Below are 16217 nucleotides of genomic sequence, written 5' to 3'. Positions count from 1 at the left end.
TGATTGCGACCATCGAATATCAGCGGGGCTTTCATGAGCTTTTTCATGGCGCTGAAATCGGGATGGCGAAACGGCTTCCATTCCGTCACCAGCACCAGCGCATCGACTCCGGAGAGCGCATCGTACTGATGCTCCGCCAGCCGGATCCGGTTACCGGCAAACCAGGCGCGTGGCAACTCTCGCCGCGCCGTATCCATAGCTGCCGGATCGTAGGCGATCATTGTCGCGCCGGCATCGATCAGCTTGCGCATCAGTATGACCGACGACGCCTCGCGCATATCGTCGGTGCCCGGCTTGAAGGCTAGCCCCCAGATTCCGAAGCTGCGCCCGTTGAGATCGCCGCCGAAGCGCGCGACGATCTTGTCGAACAGCACCGATTTCTGGCGTTCGTTGCGCAATTCTACTGCGTGCAGCACGGCCGGCTCGAAGTCGTTCTGCCGCGCCATATGGATCAGCGCCTTGACGTCCTTGGGGAAGCACGAGCCGCCGTAGCCGCAGCCCGGATAAATGAAGGAATAGCCGATGCGCGAGTCCGAGCCTATTCCCTGACGCACGTTTTCGACGTCGACGCCCATGCGCTCGCAGAGATTAGCCATTTCGTTCATGAACGAGATCTTGGTCGCGAGCATGGCGTTGGCCGCGTATTTGGTCATTTCCGCGTCGCGTACGCCCATGACCACGGTGCGCTGATGACTGCGGTTGAACGGCGCGTAAAGCTCTTCGACGATCTCGCGCGCGCGATGACTGTCGGTGCCGATAATGACGCGATCGGGGCGCATGAAATCCTCGACTGCCGCGCCTTCCTTGAGGAATTCGGGATTGCTGACGACATCGAATTCGATATTCCTGCCGCGTTTGCCGAGCTGTTCGGCGACGACTGCTTTGACTTTTTCCGCGGTCCCAACCGGCACCGTGGATTTGTCGATGATAACGGCGTATCGCTCGAGATGCTGGCCAAGCTCGCGGGCGACGCCCAGCACATGCTGCAGATCGGCCGATCCATCTTCACCAGGCGGCGTCCCGACGGCAATGAAAAAAATGCCGGAATCGCGCATCGCCTCCGGCAGGGAATGGGTAAAACGCAGACGCCCGGCCGCGTGGTTTTCCCTGACGATGGCCTCAAGCCCCGGCTCGTAGATCGGCAGCACGCCTTTTTTCAATCCGTCGATTTTTGCCGTATCGAGGTCGACGCACGTCACTGCGTTGCCCATTTCGGCAAAGCAGGCGCCGCTCACCAGCCCGACGTAGCCGGTTCCGATCACGGTTATTTGCATAAAGCGGAGGAGGCGGTTCGCGGAAAGGCGTTATTCTATTCGAATAAAGCTGCGGCGTCGGCCTCGGCGCCCCAAGCTTGCTGCGTCGTGTCCTGCAGCCGTGCTCCCTCCTCACTTGCCGGAGAGGTTCGATCCAAACACTCGACGCTTTGCGCCCTCCCCACTTGCTGGGGAGGGCTGGGGTGGGGAGGGCGCGGACGGCTATAATCCTCGTCATACCGGCCTTGTCGCGAATCGAAACGCCGCATGCGGATTTTGCTCGTCAAAACGTCTTCCATGGGCGATGTCGTTCACAACCTGCCCGCGGCAACCGATCTCCGCGCGAACTATCCCGATGCACGAATCGACTGGGTCGTCGAACGTGCCCTTGCGCCGATTCCGGCGCTCCATCACGGCGTAGAGACAACGCTGGCTGTCGACGTGCGGGCGTGGTGGCGCAGCTTGACCGACCGCAACACCTGGCGCGAGATGGTCGCTTTCAAGCGGAGATTGCAGGAGCATACCTATGATGCCGTCATCGACACGCAGGGTCTGCTGAAAAGCGCCATGATCGCGCGCTGCGCGCACGGGACGCGCTGCGGCTACGACGCGCCGAGCATACGCGAGCCGCTGGCGGCGCGATTCTACAACCGGACGTTTCGCGTCAGCAAAAATCTCCACGCGGTCGAGAGGAACCGTCTGCTCGTCGCCCAGGCTCTCGGTTATACCGCGACCGGTGAGGGAGATTACGGGATTCGATGCGAGCCGCCGAATTTCGCCTGGCTGCCTTCGCGAAGCTATGCGGTGCTGCTGCACGCGACCAGCGCGAACGCCAAGCTTTGGCCAGAAACGAATTGGGCGGAGCTTTCGAATCATCTGAACGGCATTGGGCTGGATTGCGTTTTGCCGTCGGGAAACCCGGCCGAACGCGCACGCGCCGAGCGCCTGGCCGCGCAAATCCGCTGCGCCGTCGTCGCGCCGCAAATGACGCTGCACGATGCGGCGTCCCTCCTCGGCGGGGCGCGCGCGGCCGTCGGCGTCGATACCGGGCTTACCCACCTTGCGACGGCGCTTGGCGTCCCGTCGGTCGGCCTCTATTGCGCGAGCGATCCGGCGCTGACCGGACTTTGTGCGTCGAACGCGCGCAATCTGGGCGCGCGCGGACAGGCACCGACGGTAGCCGAGGTGATCGACGCGCTCGATGCCATGCTGACGGCGTGATCAAGACCCGTTTCGGCTATACGCTGTTGCTGTGGGCGCTGCTGCCGTTCGCGCTCTTTCGTCTGGTTTGGCGTGCGCGGCGGCAGCCTGCGTATCTGCGCAATCTCGCCGAACGCTTCGGCTACTACGGCGAACGTCCGCGCGCGCCGCTCATCTGGCTGCACGCGGTTTCAGTCGGCGAGACGCGCGCCGCTGAGCCGCTGATCAAGGCGCTGCAGCACGCGTATCCGAAGCATCGCGTTTTGATTACGCACATGACGCCGACCGGGCGCGAAACCGGCGCGGCCTTGTATGGCGACGACGTGTTGCGCTGCTATCTGCCCTACGATTTTCCGTTTGCGGTACGGCGTTTTCTCGATCACTTCAGGCCCGAGATCGGCGCGCTGATGGAAACCGAAATCTGGTTCAACCTGATCCACGAATGCCAGACGCGCGGCACGCCGATCTATCTGGTCAATGCGCGTTTGTCGCAGCGCTCGGCGGCAAAATACGCGCGCTTCCCGGACGTCGCGCGCAACGGCCTGCGGCAGTTGACTGCGATCGCTGCGCAAACGAACGACGATGCGCGGCGGCTGCAAAGCCTCGGCGCCGCGGAGGTACACGTGTGCGGCAACCTGAAGTTCGACATCGATCCGCCGCAGGCGATGCTGGCGCTCGGCGCGCAATGGCGCGCCGGGTATGGCAAGCGGCAGGTGCTTCTGGCGGCGAGCACGCGCGAAGGCGAGGAAGCGCTGTTGCTCGATGCGATGCCAAATCATTCCGCCGATTCAGGCTCCGCTGATTTACTGTTTGTGATCGTGCCGCGCCATCCACAGCGCTTCGATGCCGTCGCCACGCTCCTCGAAAAGCGCGGCGTGCGCTATCGCCGGCGCAGCGAAAACCGCGCGGCGGCAGCGGATACGCAAGTGCTGCTCGGCGACAGCATGGGCGAGCTGTTAGCGTATTACGCGGCCTGCGATATCGCCTTTATCGGCGGCAGCCTGCTGCCCCTCGGCGGACAAAATCTGATCGAAGCCTGCGTGGTCGGCAGGCCGGTCATCGTCGGTCCGCACACGTACAACTTTTCGGAGGCGACCGATGCTGCCCTGAACGCCGGCGCTGCGCTGCAAGTCGACGATGCCGAACAGGTATTCTCGACAGCCGCGCGTCTTTTTGCGGATGACGCGCGTGCCGCGGCAATCGGCGCGGCCGGAAAAAACTTTGCCGCGGCGCATCGCGGCGCGACTGGCAAGCTGCTGGCGTTGCTGCGCTGGTAATCTATTTCCCAAGGGTTTGTTGAAAAAGCCGCAACGCGTCTTTGCGAGAAGCGTTTTTGAAGGTCCCCGCGAAAGCGGGAAGCAATCTCTAAGCTGACGGCCTTGAGCTTTTCAACAAACCTTTAGGCGTCAGGGCGGCGCCGCGCGTGAAACGCGCTTTCCTCGGTAATCACCAGATCGACGGGTTCGTCATGGGCTGCTGTTGGAACGCTGTCGCAAATTTGCAGCGAAAATGTTGCGGCAACGCGCGGCGCCCGCGGATTCAAGGTTGCCATCAGACGATCGTAAAAGCCGCCGCCGTACCCGAGCCGGTCGCCCGCCCTGGTAAAAGCCAGTCCAGGCGTCAGGACGAAATCGATCTGCATTGGATTGGCGGCCTCGCACTTTTGCGGTTGCGGCTCGAGAATTCCCCAGACGCCCGCGCTTAGCTGTTCGTCGGGATTCTCGACCAGATAGAGCTCGAGGCGCCGCTCCTGACGATTGATTTTCGGTAACGCAAGCTTTTTGCCGTCGGCAAAAACGCGCGCGATGAAATCATCGGTTATGAATTCGCTGCCGAAGCTTTGATAGGCGAGTACGTTTCCAGAGTTGCGATAGGCATCCGAGGACAGGATGGTCGCGGTGATGCGCCGGCTGTAATCGCGCCGTTGGGTTTCGGACAGCGCATTGCGTTTTGCCAGGATTTGTTGCCGCAGCGCCGATTTCGAATTGTCCGCCGCGGTCATATGCGCAGCCCAGCTAATGTGCTGTTCCAACGATAAATGGCGTATGTTCCCGTTCGGCCTGAGCTCGTCGAAGGCAGCTCATGCTTCGACGGGCTCAGCACGAACGGCTTTTGACTCATGGCTTTATTCAGAAACATCGCTAGTACCGGCGCCTTGCCGGATCGATCCGCTCGGCCCATGCGTCGATTCCACCTTGCAGATTGGCTACGTTTTTGAAGCCGTTGCGCATCAGAAACTGCACGACCTGCGCGCTGCGCAAACCGTGGTGGCAAATGACAACGATTTCGGCATCGTCGGCCAACTCCCTGGCTTGCTGCGGAACCTGTTGCATGGGCAGCAAGCGCGCGTCTTCGATATGGCACAACTCGAATTCCCACGGCTCACGCACATCGAGCAGCAGCGGCCTGGTCCGGGTGCTGTCGTCCAGCCGATGCTTCAATTGTTCCGGGTCGATCGTTTGCATATCTAGAAAATAAAACGTTCGGGTTGCAGTGCGTTTTTGAGCGGCGGGACACAGGTTTCGAATAGATCGGCGGTCCGAAACGCGTTATCGGTAACCCGGGTCAGGAGCTTGGCGACCATCGCGGGCGCCGTGCCGACGATCGCGAACAGCCTGCCGCCAGGCGCCAGCATGTCTTGCATGCTCGCAGGCAAAATGCCGGTCGAAGCGGTCAGGACAATCACGTCATACGGCGCATGCCGGATCCAGCCCCGGGCTGCATCGCCGACTTCGAGCGTGACGTTGTCGATGCCGCGGGCAGCCAACTTGCGCCCGGCGGATTCGCTCAGTTCAGGAACAATCTCGACGCTGTAGACATGCTTCGCAAGGTGCGCCAGCAGAGCGGTCAGGTAGCCGCTTCCCGTGCCGATTTCGAGAACGCGATCGCCGGCCGCGATTTCGAGCGTCTGCAGAATGCGCGCTTCGAGCTTGGGCGGCATCATGGCCGCGCCGTGGCCGAGCGGGATCTGCAGATCCGCAAAAGCGAGGTCGCGCAGCGCCGGCGGGACGAAATCCTCGCGCGGAAGCATAGACATCAAATCGAGAACCTGTTGGTCGAGCACCTGCCAGGTGCGGATTTGCTGCTCGACCATGTTGAAGCGCGCCTGCTCGAAATCCATTTTCCCGCCGGTCGAAGGTGATTGTCCGACTATAGCAAACATCCGGCGGCCACGCCTTGCTGGCGGCGATACGCCGTTCAGGAGTCGGCGGCGCCGTCGGCCAATCGCTGCTCGAGGCGCCGGCTGAACACGGCCATTTCCCGCGCCGCCTGTTTATCCCCGCGTTGTTCCGCCGCCGCGATGCCTTGCCGGTAGGCGGCCAGCGCTTCCTCCAGCCGCCCGCACTCGGCCAGCGCGCGCCCGAGCTTGCTCCATGCCGCCGAATACGTCGGGTCCTGACGAACGGCATCGTGCAAATGAGGGATGGCCGATGCGGCATCCTCTGCTTTCAGGTAGGCGCTGCCGAGACCGAAGCGCAACACGGCGCTGTCGTGGCCGAAGCCCAGCATTTTTTCCAGATTGGCGATTAGTTTAGTGCTCATTTATGATGGAGCGCGCTGTCGCAGTCTCCGCGCTGTCGCAGTCTCCGGCGATTGCGGCGTCATCATCAGTTCATCTTCCTTAGACCATGCCAAAACAAATTATTTCGACAAAAGATGCGCCGGCCGCGATTGGCTCGTATTCGCAGGCGGTACGCGCGGACGCTACCGTTTACCTGTCCGGCCAGATCGGCCTCGACCCGGCGAATATGCAAATGGTAGACGGCATCGACGCGCAGATTGTCCGCGTGTTCGACAACCTGCAGGCGGTCGCCCGTGCGGCGGGCGGCTCGCTGGCCGACGTCGTCAAGCTGAATGTCTATCTGACCGATCTGGGCCATTTCGCCCGCGTCAACGAGGCAATGGCCAAGTATTTTTCAGAACCGTATCCGGCGCGCGCCGCGGTCGGCGTTGCTGCGCTGCCGCGCGGGGCGCTGGTCGAAGTCGACGGCGTGATGGTCATGCCGGATTGAGGAGCGAGGATTGTGGATTGAGCCAGGCCCTGAAGCGCGCGGATATGGCAAAGCGCGGCGCTCGTTCCGCATCCTCGAAACTCCCGGCAATCACGCAGCCGGCTCGGGAATCTTCCGCCGCCCCGAACCCGCAATCCGCAATCCCGGGCGTAAGTGAAGCCACGCTGCGAAAGCTCGCCAAGCTCGGCATCGCCAGCCCTTTCGATCTGGTATTGCATCTGCCGCTGCGCTATGAAGACGAAACCCGATTGCTGCCGATCCACGCGGCGCCGCATGGCCAGACGGTTCTGGTCGAAGGCGAGATCGTTCATTCCGAAATCACTTATCGCCCGCGCCGCACGCTGGTTTGCCAGGTCAGAGACAGCGTCGATAGCGAGGCCGGAAAGCCCGGCAACCGCAGTTTGCTGCATATCCGGTTTCTGAATTTCTATGGCAGTCAGGCCAGGGTTTTGGCCAAAGGCGTTCGCGTGCGTCTATTCGGCGAAATCCGCGATGGCTATTTCGGACCGGAGATGGTTCATCCGAAGTACCGCGTCGCGCGCGAAGGCGAGCCGCTCAGCGCTGCGCTGACCCCGGTTTATCCGACGACCGCGGGGCTGAACCAGGCGCAGTTGCGCAAATCTATCGATCAGGCGCTTGCGACTTGCGATCTCAGCGACACTTTGGCGTTCGCCAGCGAACCTGGCTGCGCCGTTCTGCAAAAGCTGCTGCTGCCCGAATTCGCCGCCAGCGTGCGCGTGCTGCACCATCCGCCGCCCGATGCCGATGCCAACGCTTTTGCGCAGCGCAGCCATCCGGCGTGGCGCAGGATCAAGTTCGATGAATTGCTCGCCCAGCAACTGTCGATGCGGCTCAATCACGAGCGTCGCCGCGAATTGCGCGCTGCGCGACTTGCATCTTGCAAACGCCTCGCGCCCGCCCTACTCGCGGCGCTGCCCTTTATCCTGACGCCGGCGCAAAAGAAATCGCTGGCCGAGATCAGCGCCGATCTGCGCCGGCCGCATCCGATGCAGCGCCTGCTGCAGGGGGATGTCGGCAGCGGCAAAACCATAGTCGCAGCGCTCGGCGCCTTGCAGGCGATCGAAAGCGGATATCAGGTCGCTGTGATGGCGCCCACCGAAATCCTCGCGGAACAGCATTACCGCAAGTTTTTGTCGTGGCTCGCGCCGCTCGGGATCAAGGTCGCGTGGCTGGCGGGCAATCTGAAAAAGAAAGAGCGCCAGGCAGCGCTTGCCGAGATCGCCGAAGGCGTGGCGCCGATCGCCGTCGGTACGCATGCGTTGTTTCAGGAGCACGTTGCGTTTGCCAGACTTGGCCTCGCCATTATCGACGAGCAGCACCGCTTCGGCGTGCATCAGCGCCTGGCGCTGGGCGCAGCGGCAAACGGCGGCAAACTGAAGCGCGAACCGCACCGGCTGATGATGAGCGCGACGCCGATTCCGCGCACGCTGGCGATGACGTATATGGCCGACCTCGATGTTTCGCTGATCGACAAGCTGCCGCCGGGCCGGCAAGCCATAGTCACCAAACTGGTGTCGGATGCGCGCCGCATTGAGGTGATAGCTCGCGTACACGAGGCGTGCCGCGCGGGGCGCCAGGTGTATTGGGTTTGCCCGCTGATCGAGGAATCGGAAAAGCTGCAACTGCAAACGGCGCTCGACACGCATCGCGCGTTGTCGCAGGCGCTTCCGGATATCCGCGTCGGCCTCGTTCATGGCCGTCTGGCGAGCGACCAGAAAACTGCCGCGATGGACGCGTTTTCGCGCAACGAAATCCAGTTGCTGGTCGCAACGACCGTGATCGAAGTCGGCGTCGATGTGCCGAATGCCTCGCTGATGGTGATCGAACACGCCGAGCGCATGGGCTTGTCGCAATTGCATCAGTTGCGCGGCCGCGTCGGCCGCGCCAGCGGCCCCGTCGCGCAAAGTCTGTGCATCCTGCTGTTCCAGAAGCCGCTCGGCGAACTGGCGCGCGAGCGGCTGAAAATTATTTTCGAAAACACCGACGGCTTTGAAATCGCCCGCCATGACCTGCGCCTACGCGGACCGGGCGAGTTTCTCGGCGCCCGGCAAAGCGGCGTGCCGCTGCTGCGCTTCGCCGACATCGAGTCCGATCTCGATTTGCTCGATGCGGCGCGCGCTGCCGCAGCGCAAATTCTGGAACATGAACCGGCAATCGCCGAACGCCATCTGGCGCGCTGGCTGGGCGACAAACAAAACTACCTGCGCGTCTAAGGTTCCTGACGTGAAAGCCAATCACAAGATTCACGACGGCGAATGGAAGCGCGCCGCCCCGCATCCCGATTCGCCGTATCGCGCGTGGCTGCTCGATCGCGGCTCGCTGACTGGGCGCATCCAGTCGCGCTGCGCCGCATTTAGCGTGCGCGGCGTGCACCAGCGTTTCGCCAAACCGTTCCGCGACGAGGTTCGGGAACTCAGCCTGCCCGCGCGCGAACTGGCGTTGACGCGCGAAGTATTTTTGTATTGCAAGGCAACTCCGGTAGTTTTCGCGCATACCGTTTTGCAGCGGACGGCGCTGCGCGGCCCTTGGCATTTTCTGGCGACGCAGGGCAGCAAACCGCTGGGCGCGACGCTGTTCAGCAATCCAAAAGTCGCGCGCCTGCCGCTGCACTTCAAGAAACTCACCGACCGCCACGAGCTGTTCCGGCGCGCGCAACGCGTGCTGAAATCGTCAACAGATTGCCTGTGGGCGCGGCGCTCGCTGTTCATCGTTGAGCGGGAACCGCTGATGGTGACCGAAGTTTTCCTTCCCGGAATCCTCGAGCTGCCGGCGTGATCGAAAACGCACGCCTCGCCGAGTATGCGAAACTGATGCGGCTCGACAAGCCGATCGGCATCCTGCTGCTGCTGTGGCCAACGTTGTGGGCATTGTGGATTTCCGCGGACGGCAAGCCGGATTGGGGCGTCGTCGTCATCTTCGTGCTCGGGACTGTGCTGATGCGCTCGGCCGGCTGCGTGATCAACGATTACGCCGATCGCAACATCGATCCTTTCGTCGAACGCACGCGGCAGCGGCCGCTCGCGGCGAAGCGCATAGGCGCGACAGAAGCGATGCTGCTGGCCGCGGCGCTGGCGCTGGCTGCGTTTTTGCTGATCCTGCCATTGCACAATCTGGTTTTGGTGCTATCCATTCCGGCGCTGTGGCTTGCGGCCAGCTATCCTTTCACCAAGCGTTTTTTCGCATTGCCGCAAGCGTATCTCGGCATCGCGTTCGGCTTCGGCATTCCGATGGCATTCGCCGCGCAGATCGGCGCTGTCCCGCCGCTCGCCTGGCTGCTGCTGCTGGCAAACGTATTCTGGACAATCGCCTACGATACCGAATACGCGATGGTCGACCGCGACGATGATATCAGGCTGGGCATTCAGTCGTCGGCGCTGCTGTTCGGCAGCCGCGATGTCGCCGCCGTGCTCTTATGCTATGCGAGCATGCTGCTGATTTTGCTCGGCATCGGCGTCGATCAAGGCTATGGCGCGTTCTACTTCGCCGGGCTCGGCGCCGCCGCGGGGCTGATGATCTATCACTATCGGCTGATTCGCGACCGCCAGCGCGACAAATGTTTCAAGGCGTTCCTGCACAACAACTGGGTCGGCGCGGCGATATTCGCCGGCATCGCATCCGACTACTGGATCGGTGGATCGGCATGAGGCAAGGGCAGTGAAATACCGCGACCTGCGCGACTTTATCGCGCAACTCGAAAAGCTCGGCGAGCTGAAGCGGATCGCTATCGAGGTCGATCCGCGTCTGGAAATGACCGAGATTTGCGACCGCGTATTGCATGTGGCCGGGCCGGCGATCCTGTTCGAAAAAACCAAAGGTCATTCGATCCCGGTGCTTGCCAACCTGTTCGGCACGCCGCGCCGCGTCGCCATGGGCATGGGCGAAAACGATGTCGCGGCCTTGCGCGAAGTTGGCAAGCTGCTCGCGTATCTGAAGGAGCCCGAGCCGCCGAAAGGGCTGAAGGATGCGTGGGACAAGCTGCCGGTGTTGCGGCAGGTCATGAACATGGCGCCGAAAATCGTATCGGGCGCGCCGTGTCAGGAAATCGTTTGGGAAGGCGATGACGTCGATCTCGCGCGGCTGCCGATTCAGACCTGCTGGCCGGAAGACGCCGGGCCGCTGATTACCTGGGGGCTGACGATAACGCGCGGTCCTCTGAAGCCGCGGCAAAATCTGGGCATTTATCGCCAGCAGGTCATCGCCCGCGACAAAGTCATCATGCGCTGGCTCGCGCATCGCGGCGGCGCGCTCGATTTTCGTGACCATTGCCTGGCGCATCCGGGCCAGCCGTTTCCGCTCGCGGTCGCGCTGGGCGCCGATCCCGCTACCATCCTCGGCGCGGTGACGCCGGTGCCCGATGCGTTGAGCGAATACCAGTTCGCCGGCTTGTTGCGCGGCAGCAAAACCGAGTTGGTGAAATGCATAGGCAACGATTTGCAAGTGCCGGCGAGTGCTGAAATCGTACTCGAAGGCCACATTGCACCGGACGAAATAGCCCTCGAAGGCCCGTTTGGCGACCACACTGGTTATTACAACGAGCAGGAGCGCTTTCCGGTATTCACGATCGAGCGCATTACCATGCGCCGCGATCCGATCTACCACAGCACTTACACCGGCAAGCCGCCGGATGAACCGGCGATTCTCGGCGTCGCGCTGAATGAGGTGTTCGTGCCGCTGTTGCAGAAACAGTTTCCGGAGATCAGCGATTTCTATCTGCCTCCGGAAGGCTGCTCGTATCGGCTCGCCGTGGTCAGCATGCGTAAACAGTATCCGGGCCACGCCAAGCGCGTCATGTTCGGCATCTGGAGCTTTTTGCGCCAGTTCATGTACACCAAGTTCATCATCGTCACTGACGACGACGTGAACATCCGCGACTGGAAGGAAGTGATCTGGGCGATGACGACGCGCGTCGATCCGGCGCGCGATACGCTGCTCGCGGAAAATACGCCGATCGATTATCTGGATTTCGCGAGCCCGGTGTCCGGCCTCGGCTCGAAAATGGGAATCGACGCGACCAACAAGTGGGCAGGCGAAACCAGCCGCAACTGGGGCAAGCCGATTGCAATGGATGCCGGCGTCAAGGAGCGCGTCGATCGGCTATGGGACGCACTGGGGTTTTAGGGGTTTGTGAAAAGCCGCAACGGGTCACCCTCAGGGTCGGAAGATCGGAAAAATAAAAGCCGGGAGAACCCGGCTTGATGCGATCGGCTGCTGAACGGGATCAGAAGCGATAACGCAACCCCGTCGAAAGCAGATTGACGTCGTCGCCGCCGGGGAGGTCGAAGGCGGGCTGATTGTAGCGCTCCCATTGCAGGCGCAAACCGAGGCGCTCGGTGAAATCGTATCTTAGGCCGACTCCGTAGGTCAGATCGCTACCCGGATCGTATTTATAGGCCGGGACACCCAGCGAGAACTGCAAATCTTCGTCGGATCGGGCGAAGCCCAATTGTCCGAAAAACGAGAAGCTTTCATTGATCGGAAGGGTGCCGGTACCGATAAGGCTTTGTCCTCTCGTCAACGCGAAGCCGCGCGAGGTCGACAAGCCCGTGCCGCTGCGCCCGGCGCCCAGATCGACGACATCCAGTTCGGCGCTCAGCGAAGGTTCAAAGCCGTACTTGCCAAGCGCCTTCGCCGAAGATTTCGAGAAAGGGGCGATCGTGCCCGGCTCGTTTTCAGCCAGGCGCAAGCCAACGTCGTCGGCGTAGGCGGATCCGGCAAGGAAGGTGGCTGAAATCAACGACAACAGTGGGCGTTTCATGAGGGCGCTCCTACCCGATTTCTGATCAGTATAGGCGCGCATATTCCAGAATTCAACAGCCGCCGGGACGACCATTACGACCGCTTATCTGCCCCGCTTATCACCCCCATAAGTACCCCAGTAAGCCCATTGCAGCAAGGCATCATGGGCCGCCTGCGCCCCACTGGCATTGGCGTGATTGACTATGCTGACGACGACCTTCATTTTGCCTTGTTCGTCCAGAACGTAGCCGGCAATCGCGTTGACGTTTTCCAGCGATCCGGTTTTGATATGGGCGCGCCCGCCAACCGCGCTGCCGATCAGGCGCTTTTTCATGGTTCCATCGACGGCGGTCAAAGGTAGCGAGCCGATGAATTCGGGCATCAGCGCACTTCCATACGCATTGATAAGCATCCGCGCCAGCGTTTGCGGCGCGATGCGCTCGATACGCGACAGGCCGGAGCCGTTTTCGAGCACCAGACCGGCGTTCAGCAAGCGCTTGCCGGCGAGCCATTCCTTGATCGCGACCGCGGCGCTTTCCGCGGTCGCGGGCGGCCCGTGCGCGAATGCGCCTATGCTCAGGAACAGTTGGCGCGCCATCACGTTGTTGCTGAATTTGTTGATGTCGCGAACGATTTCCGCCAACGGCGGCGAGTAATGCGTATAGAGCAACTGCGCCGAAGCCGGCAGCGCCGACGCCTCGCGGACGCTTCCGCGCAAAGTTCCGCCCAGCTCTTCCCATAACTGGCGGAACACGCCGTATATATAAGGCGTTTGATCGAGCACGCTGTAATGCCGGGTCTTTTCCAGGCAGGAGGACGCGTACGCGCCGGCCAGAACCAGGGTCGAATTGCCGGCCGATCGCTCGACGCCGGCGGCGATCTTTTCACTCCAGTCGCCGCACGCGCCGGTGCTTAGAGTCACTCTGTTGTCGATGCGCAAACCGGGCGGCTGCGGATCGGCGATCACCTGGACCGTATTTGCGGCGCCCGGGATGAACTGCAGGCGGATCGCATTGAAATTAATGAGAAGCGCGCTCGGCGTGACGTTATAAGGCCGCAACGGTTCGTTGTCGAAGCCGCCCGGATCTCCGGGTTTTACGGCGAAGAAACTGCGATCGAGCACGAGATCGCCGCGGATTTCCCTTAAGCCCCGCTGCCGCATCTCGCGCAGCGCCAGCCACAGGTTTTCGAGCGTCAGTTTCGGATCGCCGTAGCCCTTGATGACCAGATCGCCGTCAAGCACGTCGCCGCGGCGTTCGCCGACCGCATAGAATTCGGTATCCCAGACGTAGGCCGGCCCCATCAGCTCGAGCGCCGCGTAAGTCGTCACCAGCTTCATGGTCGAGGCCGGATTCATCGGCGATTCAGCGCGATGCGCGAGCAGCGGTTTGGCAGCTGTCACGTCCTGGACAAAAACGCCTACGTCTTTTTCCGGAATGCCGGCCTGGCGCAACGCTTTGGCAACGGGCGCGGGCAGCGCCGCGCTCGCCAGGTTCGCGGCTGTCAGCCACACGGTCAGCCACACGATCAGGATGAAAACGAGACGCTTCATAAGCGGTCGATGATGTTCAGGGTTCGGCTCGCTAAAATTTCGATTTCCGCGGCATCGATCACGTAAGGCGGCATGAAGTACACGGTGTTGCCGATCGGGCGCAGCAGCAATTCCGCGGCCCCTGCCAGTTCCCGGAAACGCTCGCCGAAACGCGGGTTGTCAGTTTCGACCTCGAAAGCGCAAATCATTCCGCACTGGCGAAAATTCTTGACCTTGGCATGCTCTGCAATCTCCCGCGTCGCCTCGCGCAGTGCCCTCGCCTTGCTTCGATTCGATTCGATGACCTTGTCGTCCTCGAAAATAGCCAAAGTCGCCAATGCGGCGCGGCAGGCCAGCGCATTGCCCGTATAGGAATGCGAATGCAGAAAGCCGTGCGCGACATCGTCAGTGTAAAAAGCCTGATAGATTTCCGGCGGTGTCAACACCACCGACAAGGGTAGATAGCCGCCGGTCAGGCCTTTCGACAGACACAGGAAATCGGGCACAATGCCGGCTTGCTCGCAGGCAAAAAAAGTCCCGGTGCGTCCGAAGCCAACGGCGATTTCATCTGCGATCAGATGCACCTGATGCTGCGCACACAAGGCTCGCGCCTGGCGCAGGTATTCAGCGTCGTACATCGCCATCCCCGCCGCGCATTGCACCAGCGGTTCAAGGATAAAAGCGGCGGTTTCGTCTCCATGCTCGTCGAGATAGCCCGCCAGCAATTGGGCGCAGCGCACAGCGAAATCGCGTGGTGATTCTCCCGCTTCGGCGCGCCGCGTATCCGGCGTCGGCGTCTGCGCCGAAGGCCGCAATAGCGCCGCGTAAGTGTCCTTGAACAGGCGCACGTCGGTGACCGACAGCGCCCCTATCGTTTCGCCGTGATAGCCATTCCGCAGACTGATATAGCGATCCCTTTTGGTATGTCCGCAATTCCGCCAATATTGAAAGCTCATTTTCAGCGCGATTTCGATCGCCGAGGCGCCATCGCTGCCATAAAAACAATGGCCGAGCTTGCCGCCGGTCAGCGCACTCAGGCGCTCGGAAAGCGCGATGACCGGTTCGTGAGTGAGCCCGGCGAGCATCGTGTGAGCGAGTTTTCCGAGTTGGTCGCTGATCGCGCCGTTGATGCGCGGATTATTGTGACCGAACAGATTCACCCACCAGGAACTGATGCCGTCGAGATAGCGGCGGCCGGCGAAGTCGTACAGCCAGACGCCATCGCCGCGCGCGATCGGGATCAGCGGCACGCGTTCGTGCTGCTTCATCTGCGTGCACGGATGCCAGACCGCAGCGCGGCTGCGCTGGTCGTGATCCATTCAGCGTCGGGATTGAAAAAAGCAGGAAATCAAGGCGACGCTATTGATATCAGCACCGGCAGTCCGTATTATTAGCACTCGTTAGCGAGGAGTGCTAACAGTACTGGTGATATCTCTTGGAGAAAGGAAAAAATGAACATTCGACCTCTACATGACCGCGTTATTGTCAAGCGGCTGGAAGAAGAACGCAAGACAGCGTCCGGCATCGTCATCCCCGATACCGCCGCCGAGAAACCCGATCAGGGCGAAGTCATCGCTGTCGGCAAAGGAAAAGTCATGGACGACGGCAAAGTGCGCCCGCTTGACGTCAAAGTCGGCGACCGCGTGTTGTTCGGCAAATATTCCGGGCAGACCGTTAAGGTCAAGGGCGACGAGCTTCTGGTCATGCGCGAAGAAGACATCATGGGCGTAGTCGAAGGGAAGTAAACACTTTATTCGCCGACATTCCAGGAACTAAACAGGAGAAAGAAATGGCAGCAAAAGACGTGAAGTTTCATGATATCGCGCGCAGCAAGATCATCAGCGGCGTAAACATATTGGCCGATGCAGTCAAGGTAACGTTGGGTCCCAAGGGCCGTAACGTAGTGATCGATCGCTCGTTTGGCGCGCCGACGATCACCAAGGACGGCGTTTCCGTCGCCAAGGAAATCGAACTCAAGGACAAGTTCGAGAACATGGGCGCGCAGATGGTCAAGGAAGTCGCCAGCAAGACCTCCGACGTAGCCGGCGACGGTACCACGACGGCAACGGTGCTCGCGCAAGCGATCGTGCAGGAAGGCATGAAGTACGTGGCCGCCGGCATGAATCCGATGGATCTGAAGCGCGGTATTGATAAAGCGGTTATCGCCACCGTCGAAGAGCTGAAGAAGTTTTCCAAGCCGTGCACGACCAACAAGGAAATCGCCCAGGTCGGCGCCATCTCGGCCAACGCCGACGAAGATATCGGCAAGATCATTTCCGACGCCATGGACAAAGTCGGCAAGGAAGGCGTGATCACCGTCGAAGACGGCTCGGGTCTGGAAAGCGAACTCGAGGTCGTCGAAGGCATGCAGTTCGACCGCGGTTATCTGTCGCCGTATTTCATCAACAACGCCGAGCGTCAGCTTTCGTTGCTCGAGAATCCGTACATCCTGCTGCACGACAA

General features: G+C 61.2%; 17 protein-coding genes. 9 read left to right on the top strand and 8 right to left on the bottom strand.

Going from position 1 to position 16217, the window contains the following annotated elements:
• The coding region (locus H0V78_04790; GenBank protein ID MBA2351115.1) for a UDP-glucose/GDP-mannose dehydrogenase family protein at positions 1 to 1274 on the bottom strand (1274 nt) is incomplete at its 3' end.
• A gap of 246 nt (positions 1275 to 1520) precedes the next feature.
• Between H0V78_04790 and waaC the strand changes: the two genes are divergently transcribed.
• Together waaC and waaA are read left to right on the top strand one after the other, a co-directional pair.
• A complete protein-coding gene (gene waaC, locus H0V78_04785) occupies positions 1521 to 2474 on the top strand; it encodes a lipopolysaccharide heptosyltransferase I (GenBank protein MBA2351114.1) in 954 nt (317 codons plus the stop codon).
• A complete protein-coding gene (waaA, locus tag H0V78_04780) occupies positions 2474 to 3730 on the top strand; it encodes a lipid IV(A) 3-deoxy-D-manno-octulosonic acid transferase (protein ID MBA2351113.1) in 1257 nt (418 codons plus the stop codon). Before waaC ends, waaA begins: the two co-directional genes overlap by 1 nt.
• Before the next feature lie 122 nt (positions 3731 to 3852).
• Here waaA and H0V78_04775 read toward each other — a convergent pair whose 3' ends face one another.
• The 4 genes from H0V78_04775 to H0V78_04760 form a co-directional block, all read right to left on the bottom strand.
• Positions 3853 to 4455: a 5-formyltetrahydrofolate cyclo-ligase gene (locus H0V78_04775; protein MBA2351112.1), complete on the bottom strand. Its 603-nt coding sequence runs from the start codon at positions 4453 to 4455 to the stop codon at positions 3853 to 3855.
• Between the two features lie 139 nt (positions 4456 to 4594).
• Positions 4595 to 4918: a sulfurtransferase gene (locus H0V78_04770; GenBank protein ID MBA2351111.1), complete on the bottom strand. Its 324-nt coding sequence runs from the start codon at positions 4916 to 4918 to the stop codon at positions 4595 to 4597.
• Between the two features lie 2 nt (positions 4919 to 4920).
• Positions 4921 to 5574: a protein-L-isoaspartate O-methyltransferase gene (locus H0V78_04765; protein ID MBA2351110.1), complete on the bottom strand. Its 654-nt coding sequence runs from the start codon at positions 5572 to 5574 to the stop codon at positions 4921 to 4923.
• A gap of 77 nt (positions 5575 to 5651) precedes the next feature.
• Positions 5652 to 5996, bottom strand: coding sequence for a tetratricopeptide repeat protein (locus H0V78_04760; GenBank protein ID MBA2351109.1), 345 nt, complete (start codon positions 5994 to 5996; stop codon positions 5652 to 5654).
• Positions 5997 to 6082: 86 nt separating this feature from the next.
• Between H0V78_04760 and H0V78_04755 the strand changes: the two genes are divergently transcribed.
• From H0V78_04755 to ubiD, 5 genes are read left to right on the top strand one after another with little or no spacing between them, the layout of a single operon-like run.
• Positions 6083 to 6466 carry a RidA family protein gene (locus H0V78_04755; protein MBA2351108.1) on the top strand — a complete coding sequence of 128 codons (384 nt, stop codon included), beginning with the start codon at positions 6083 to 6085 and terminating at the stop codon, positions 6464 to 6466.
• Positions 6467 to 6510: 44 nt separating this feature from the next.
• Positions 6511 to 8700 carry an ATP-dependent DNA helicase RecG gene (gene recG / locus H0V78_04750; GenBank protein ID MBA2351107.1) on the top strand — a complete coding sequence of 730 codons (2190 nt, stop codon included), beginning with the start codon at positions 6511 to 6513 and terminating at the stop codon, positions 8698 to 8700.
• Positions 8630 to 9262: a chorismate lyase gene (locus H0V78_04745; GenBank protein MBA2351106.1), complete on the top strand. Its 633-nt coding sequence runs from the start codon at positions 8630 to 8632 to the stop codon at positions 9260 to 9262. The genes recG and H0V78_04745 overlap by 71 nt, the downstream gene beginning before the upstream one ends.
• On the top strand, positions 9259 to 10131 hold the full coding sequence (ubiA, locus tag H0V78_04740) for a 4-hydroxybenzoate octaprenyltransferase (protein ID MBA2351105.1): 873 nt from the start codon (positions 9259 to 9261) through the stop codon (positions 10129 to 10131). Before H0V78_04745 ends, ubiA begins: the two co-directional genes overlap by 4 nt.
• 10 nt (positions 10132 to 10141) lie before the next feature.
• Complete coding sequence (gene ubiD / locus H0V78_04735) at positions 10142 to 11605, top strand: 4-hydroxy-3-polyprenylbenzoate decarboxylase (protein ID MBA2351104.1); 1464 nt, start codon at positions 10142 to 10144, stop codon at positions 11603 to 11605.
• Positions 11606 to 11705: 100 nt separating this feature from the next.
• Here the strand turns inward: ubiD and H0V78_04730 are convergent, their stop codons facing one another.
• The 3 genes from H0V78_04730 to H0V78_04720 all read right to left on the bottom strand — a co-directional run bounded on the left by H0V78_04730 (position 11706) and on the right by H0V78_04720 (position 15073).
• Complete coding sequence (locus H0V78_04730) at positions 11706 to 12242, bottom strand: hypothetical protein (protein MBA2351103.1); 537 nt, start codon at positions 12240 to 12242, stop codon at positions 11706 to 11708.
• Between the two features lie 84 nt (positions 12243 to 12326).
• A complete protein-coding gene (gene dacB / locus H0V78_04725; protein ID MBA2351102.1) occupies positions 12327 to 13775 on the bottom strand; it encodes a D-alanyl-D-alanine carboxypeptidase/D-alanyl-D-alanine-endopeptidase in 1449 nt (482 codons plus the stop codon).
• A complete protein-coding gene (locus H0V78_04720; protein ID MBA2351101.1) occupies positions 13772 to 15073 on the bottom strand; it encodes an adenosylmethionine--8-amino-7-oxononanoate transaminase in 1302 nt (433 codons plus the stop codon). Before H0V78_04720 ends, dacB begins: the two co-directional genes overlap by 4 nt.
• Before the next feature lie 132 nt (positions 15074 to 15205).
• Between H0V78_04720 and groES the strand changes: the two genes are divergently transcribed.
• Both groES and groEL read left to right on the top strand, forming a co-directional pair.
• Positions 15206 to 15499: a co-chaperone GroES gene (gene groES, locus H0V78_04715; protein MBA2351100.1), complete on the top strand. Its 294-nt coding sequence runs from the start codon at positions 15206 to 15208 to the stop codon at positions 15497 to 15499.
• A gap of 44 nt (positions 15500 to 15543) precedes the next feature.
• Positions 15544 to 16217 (top strand): chaperonin GroEL (gene groEL / locus H0V78_04710; protein MBA2351099.1); only part of this gene is annotated, 674 nt, incomplete at its 3' end.

This window comes from Burkholderiales bacterium, assembly GCA_013695435.1.
GTDB lineage: Bacteria > Pseudomonadota > Gammaproteobacteria > Burkholderiales > JACMKV01 > JACMKV01.
This window is presented reverse-complemented; position numbering and strand designations above follow the sequence as displayed.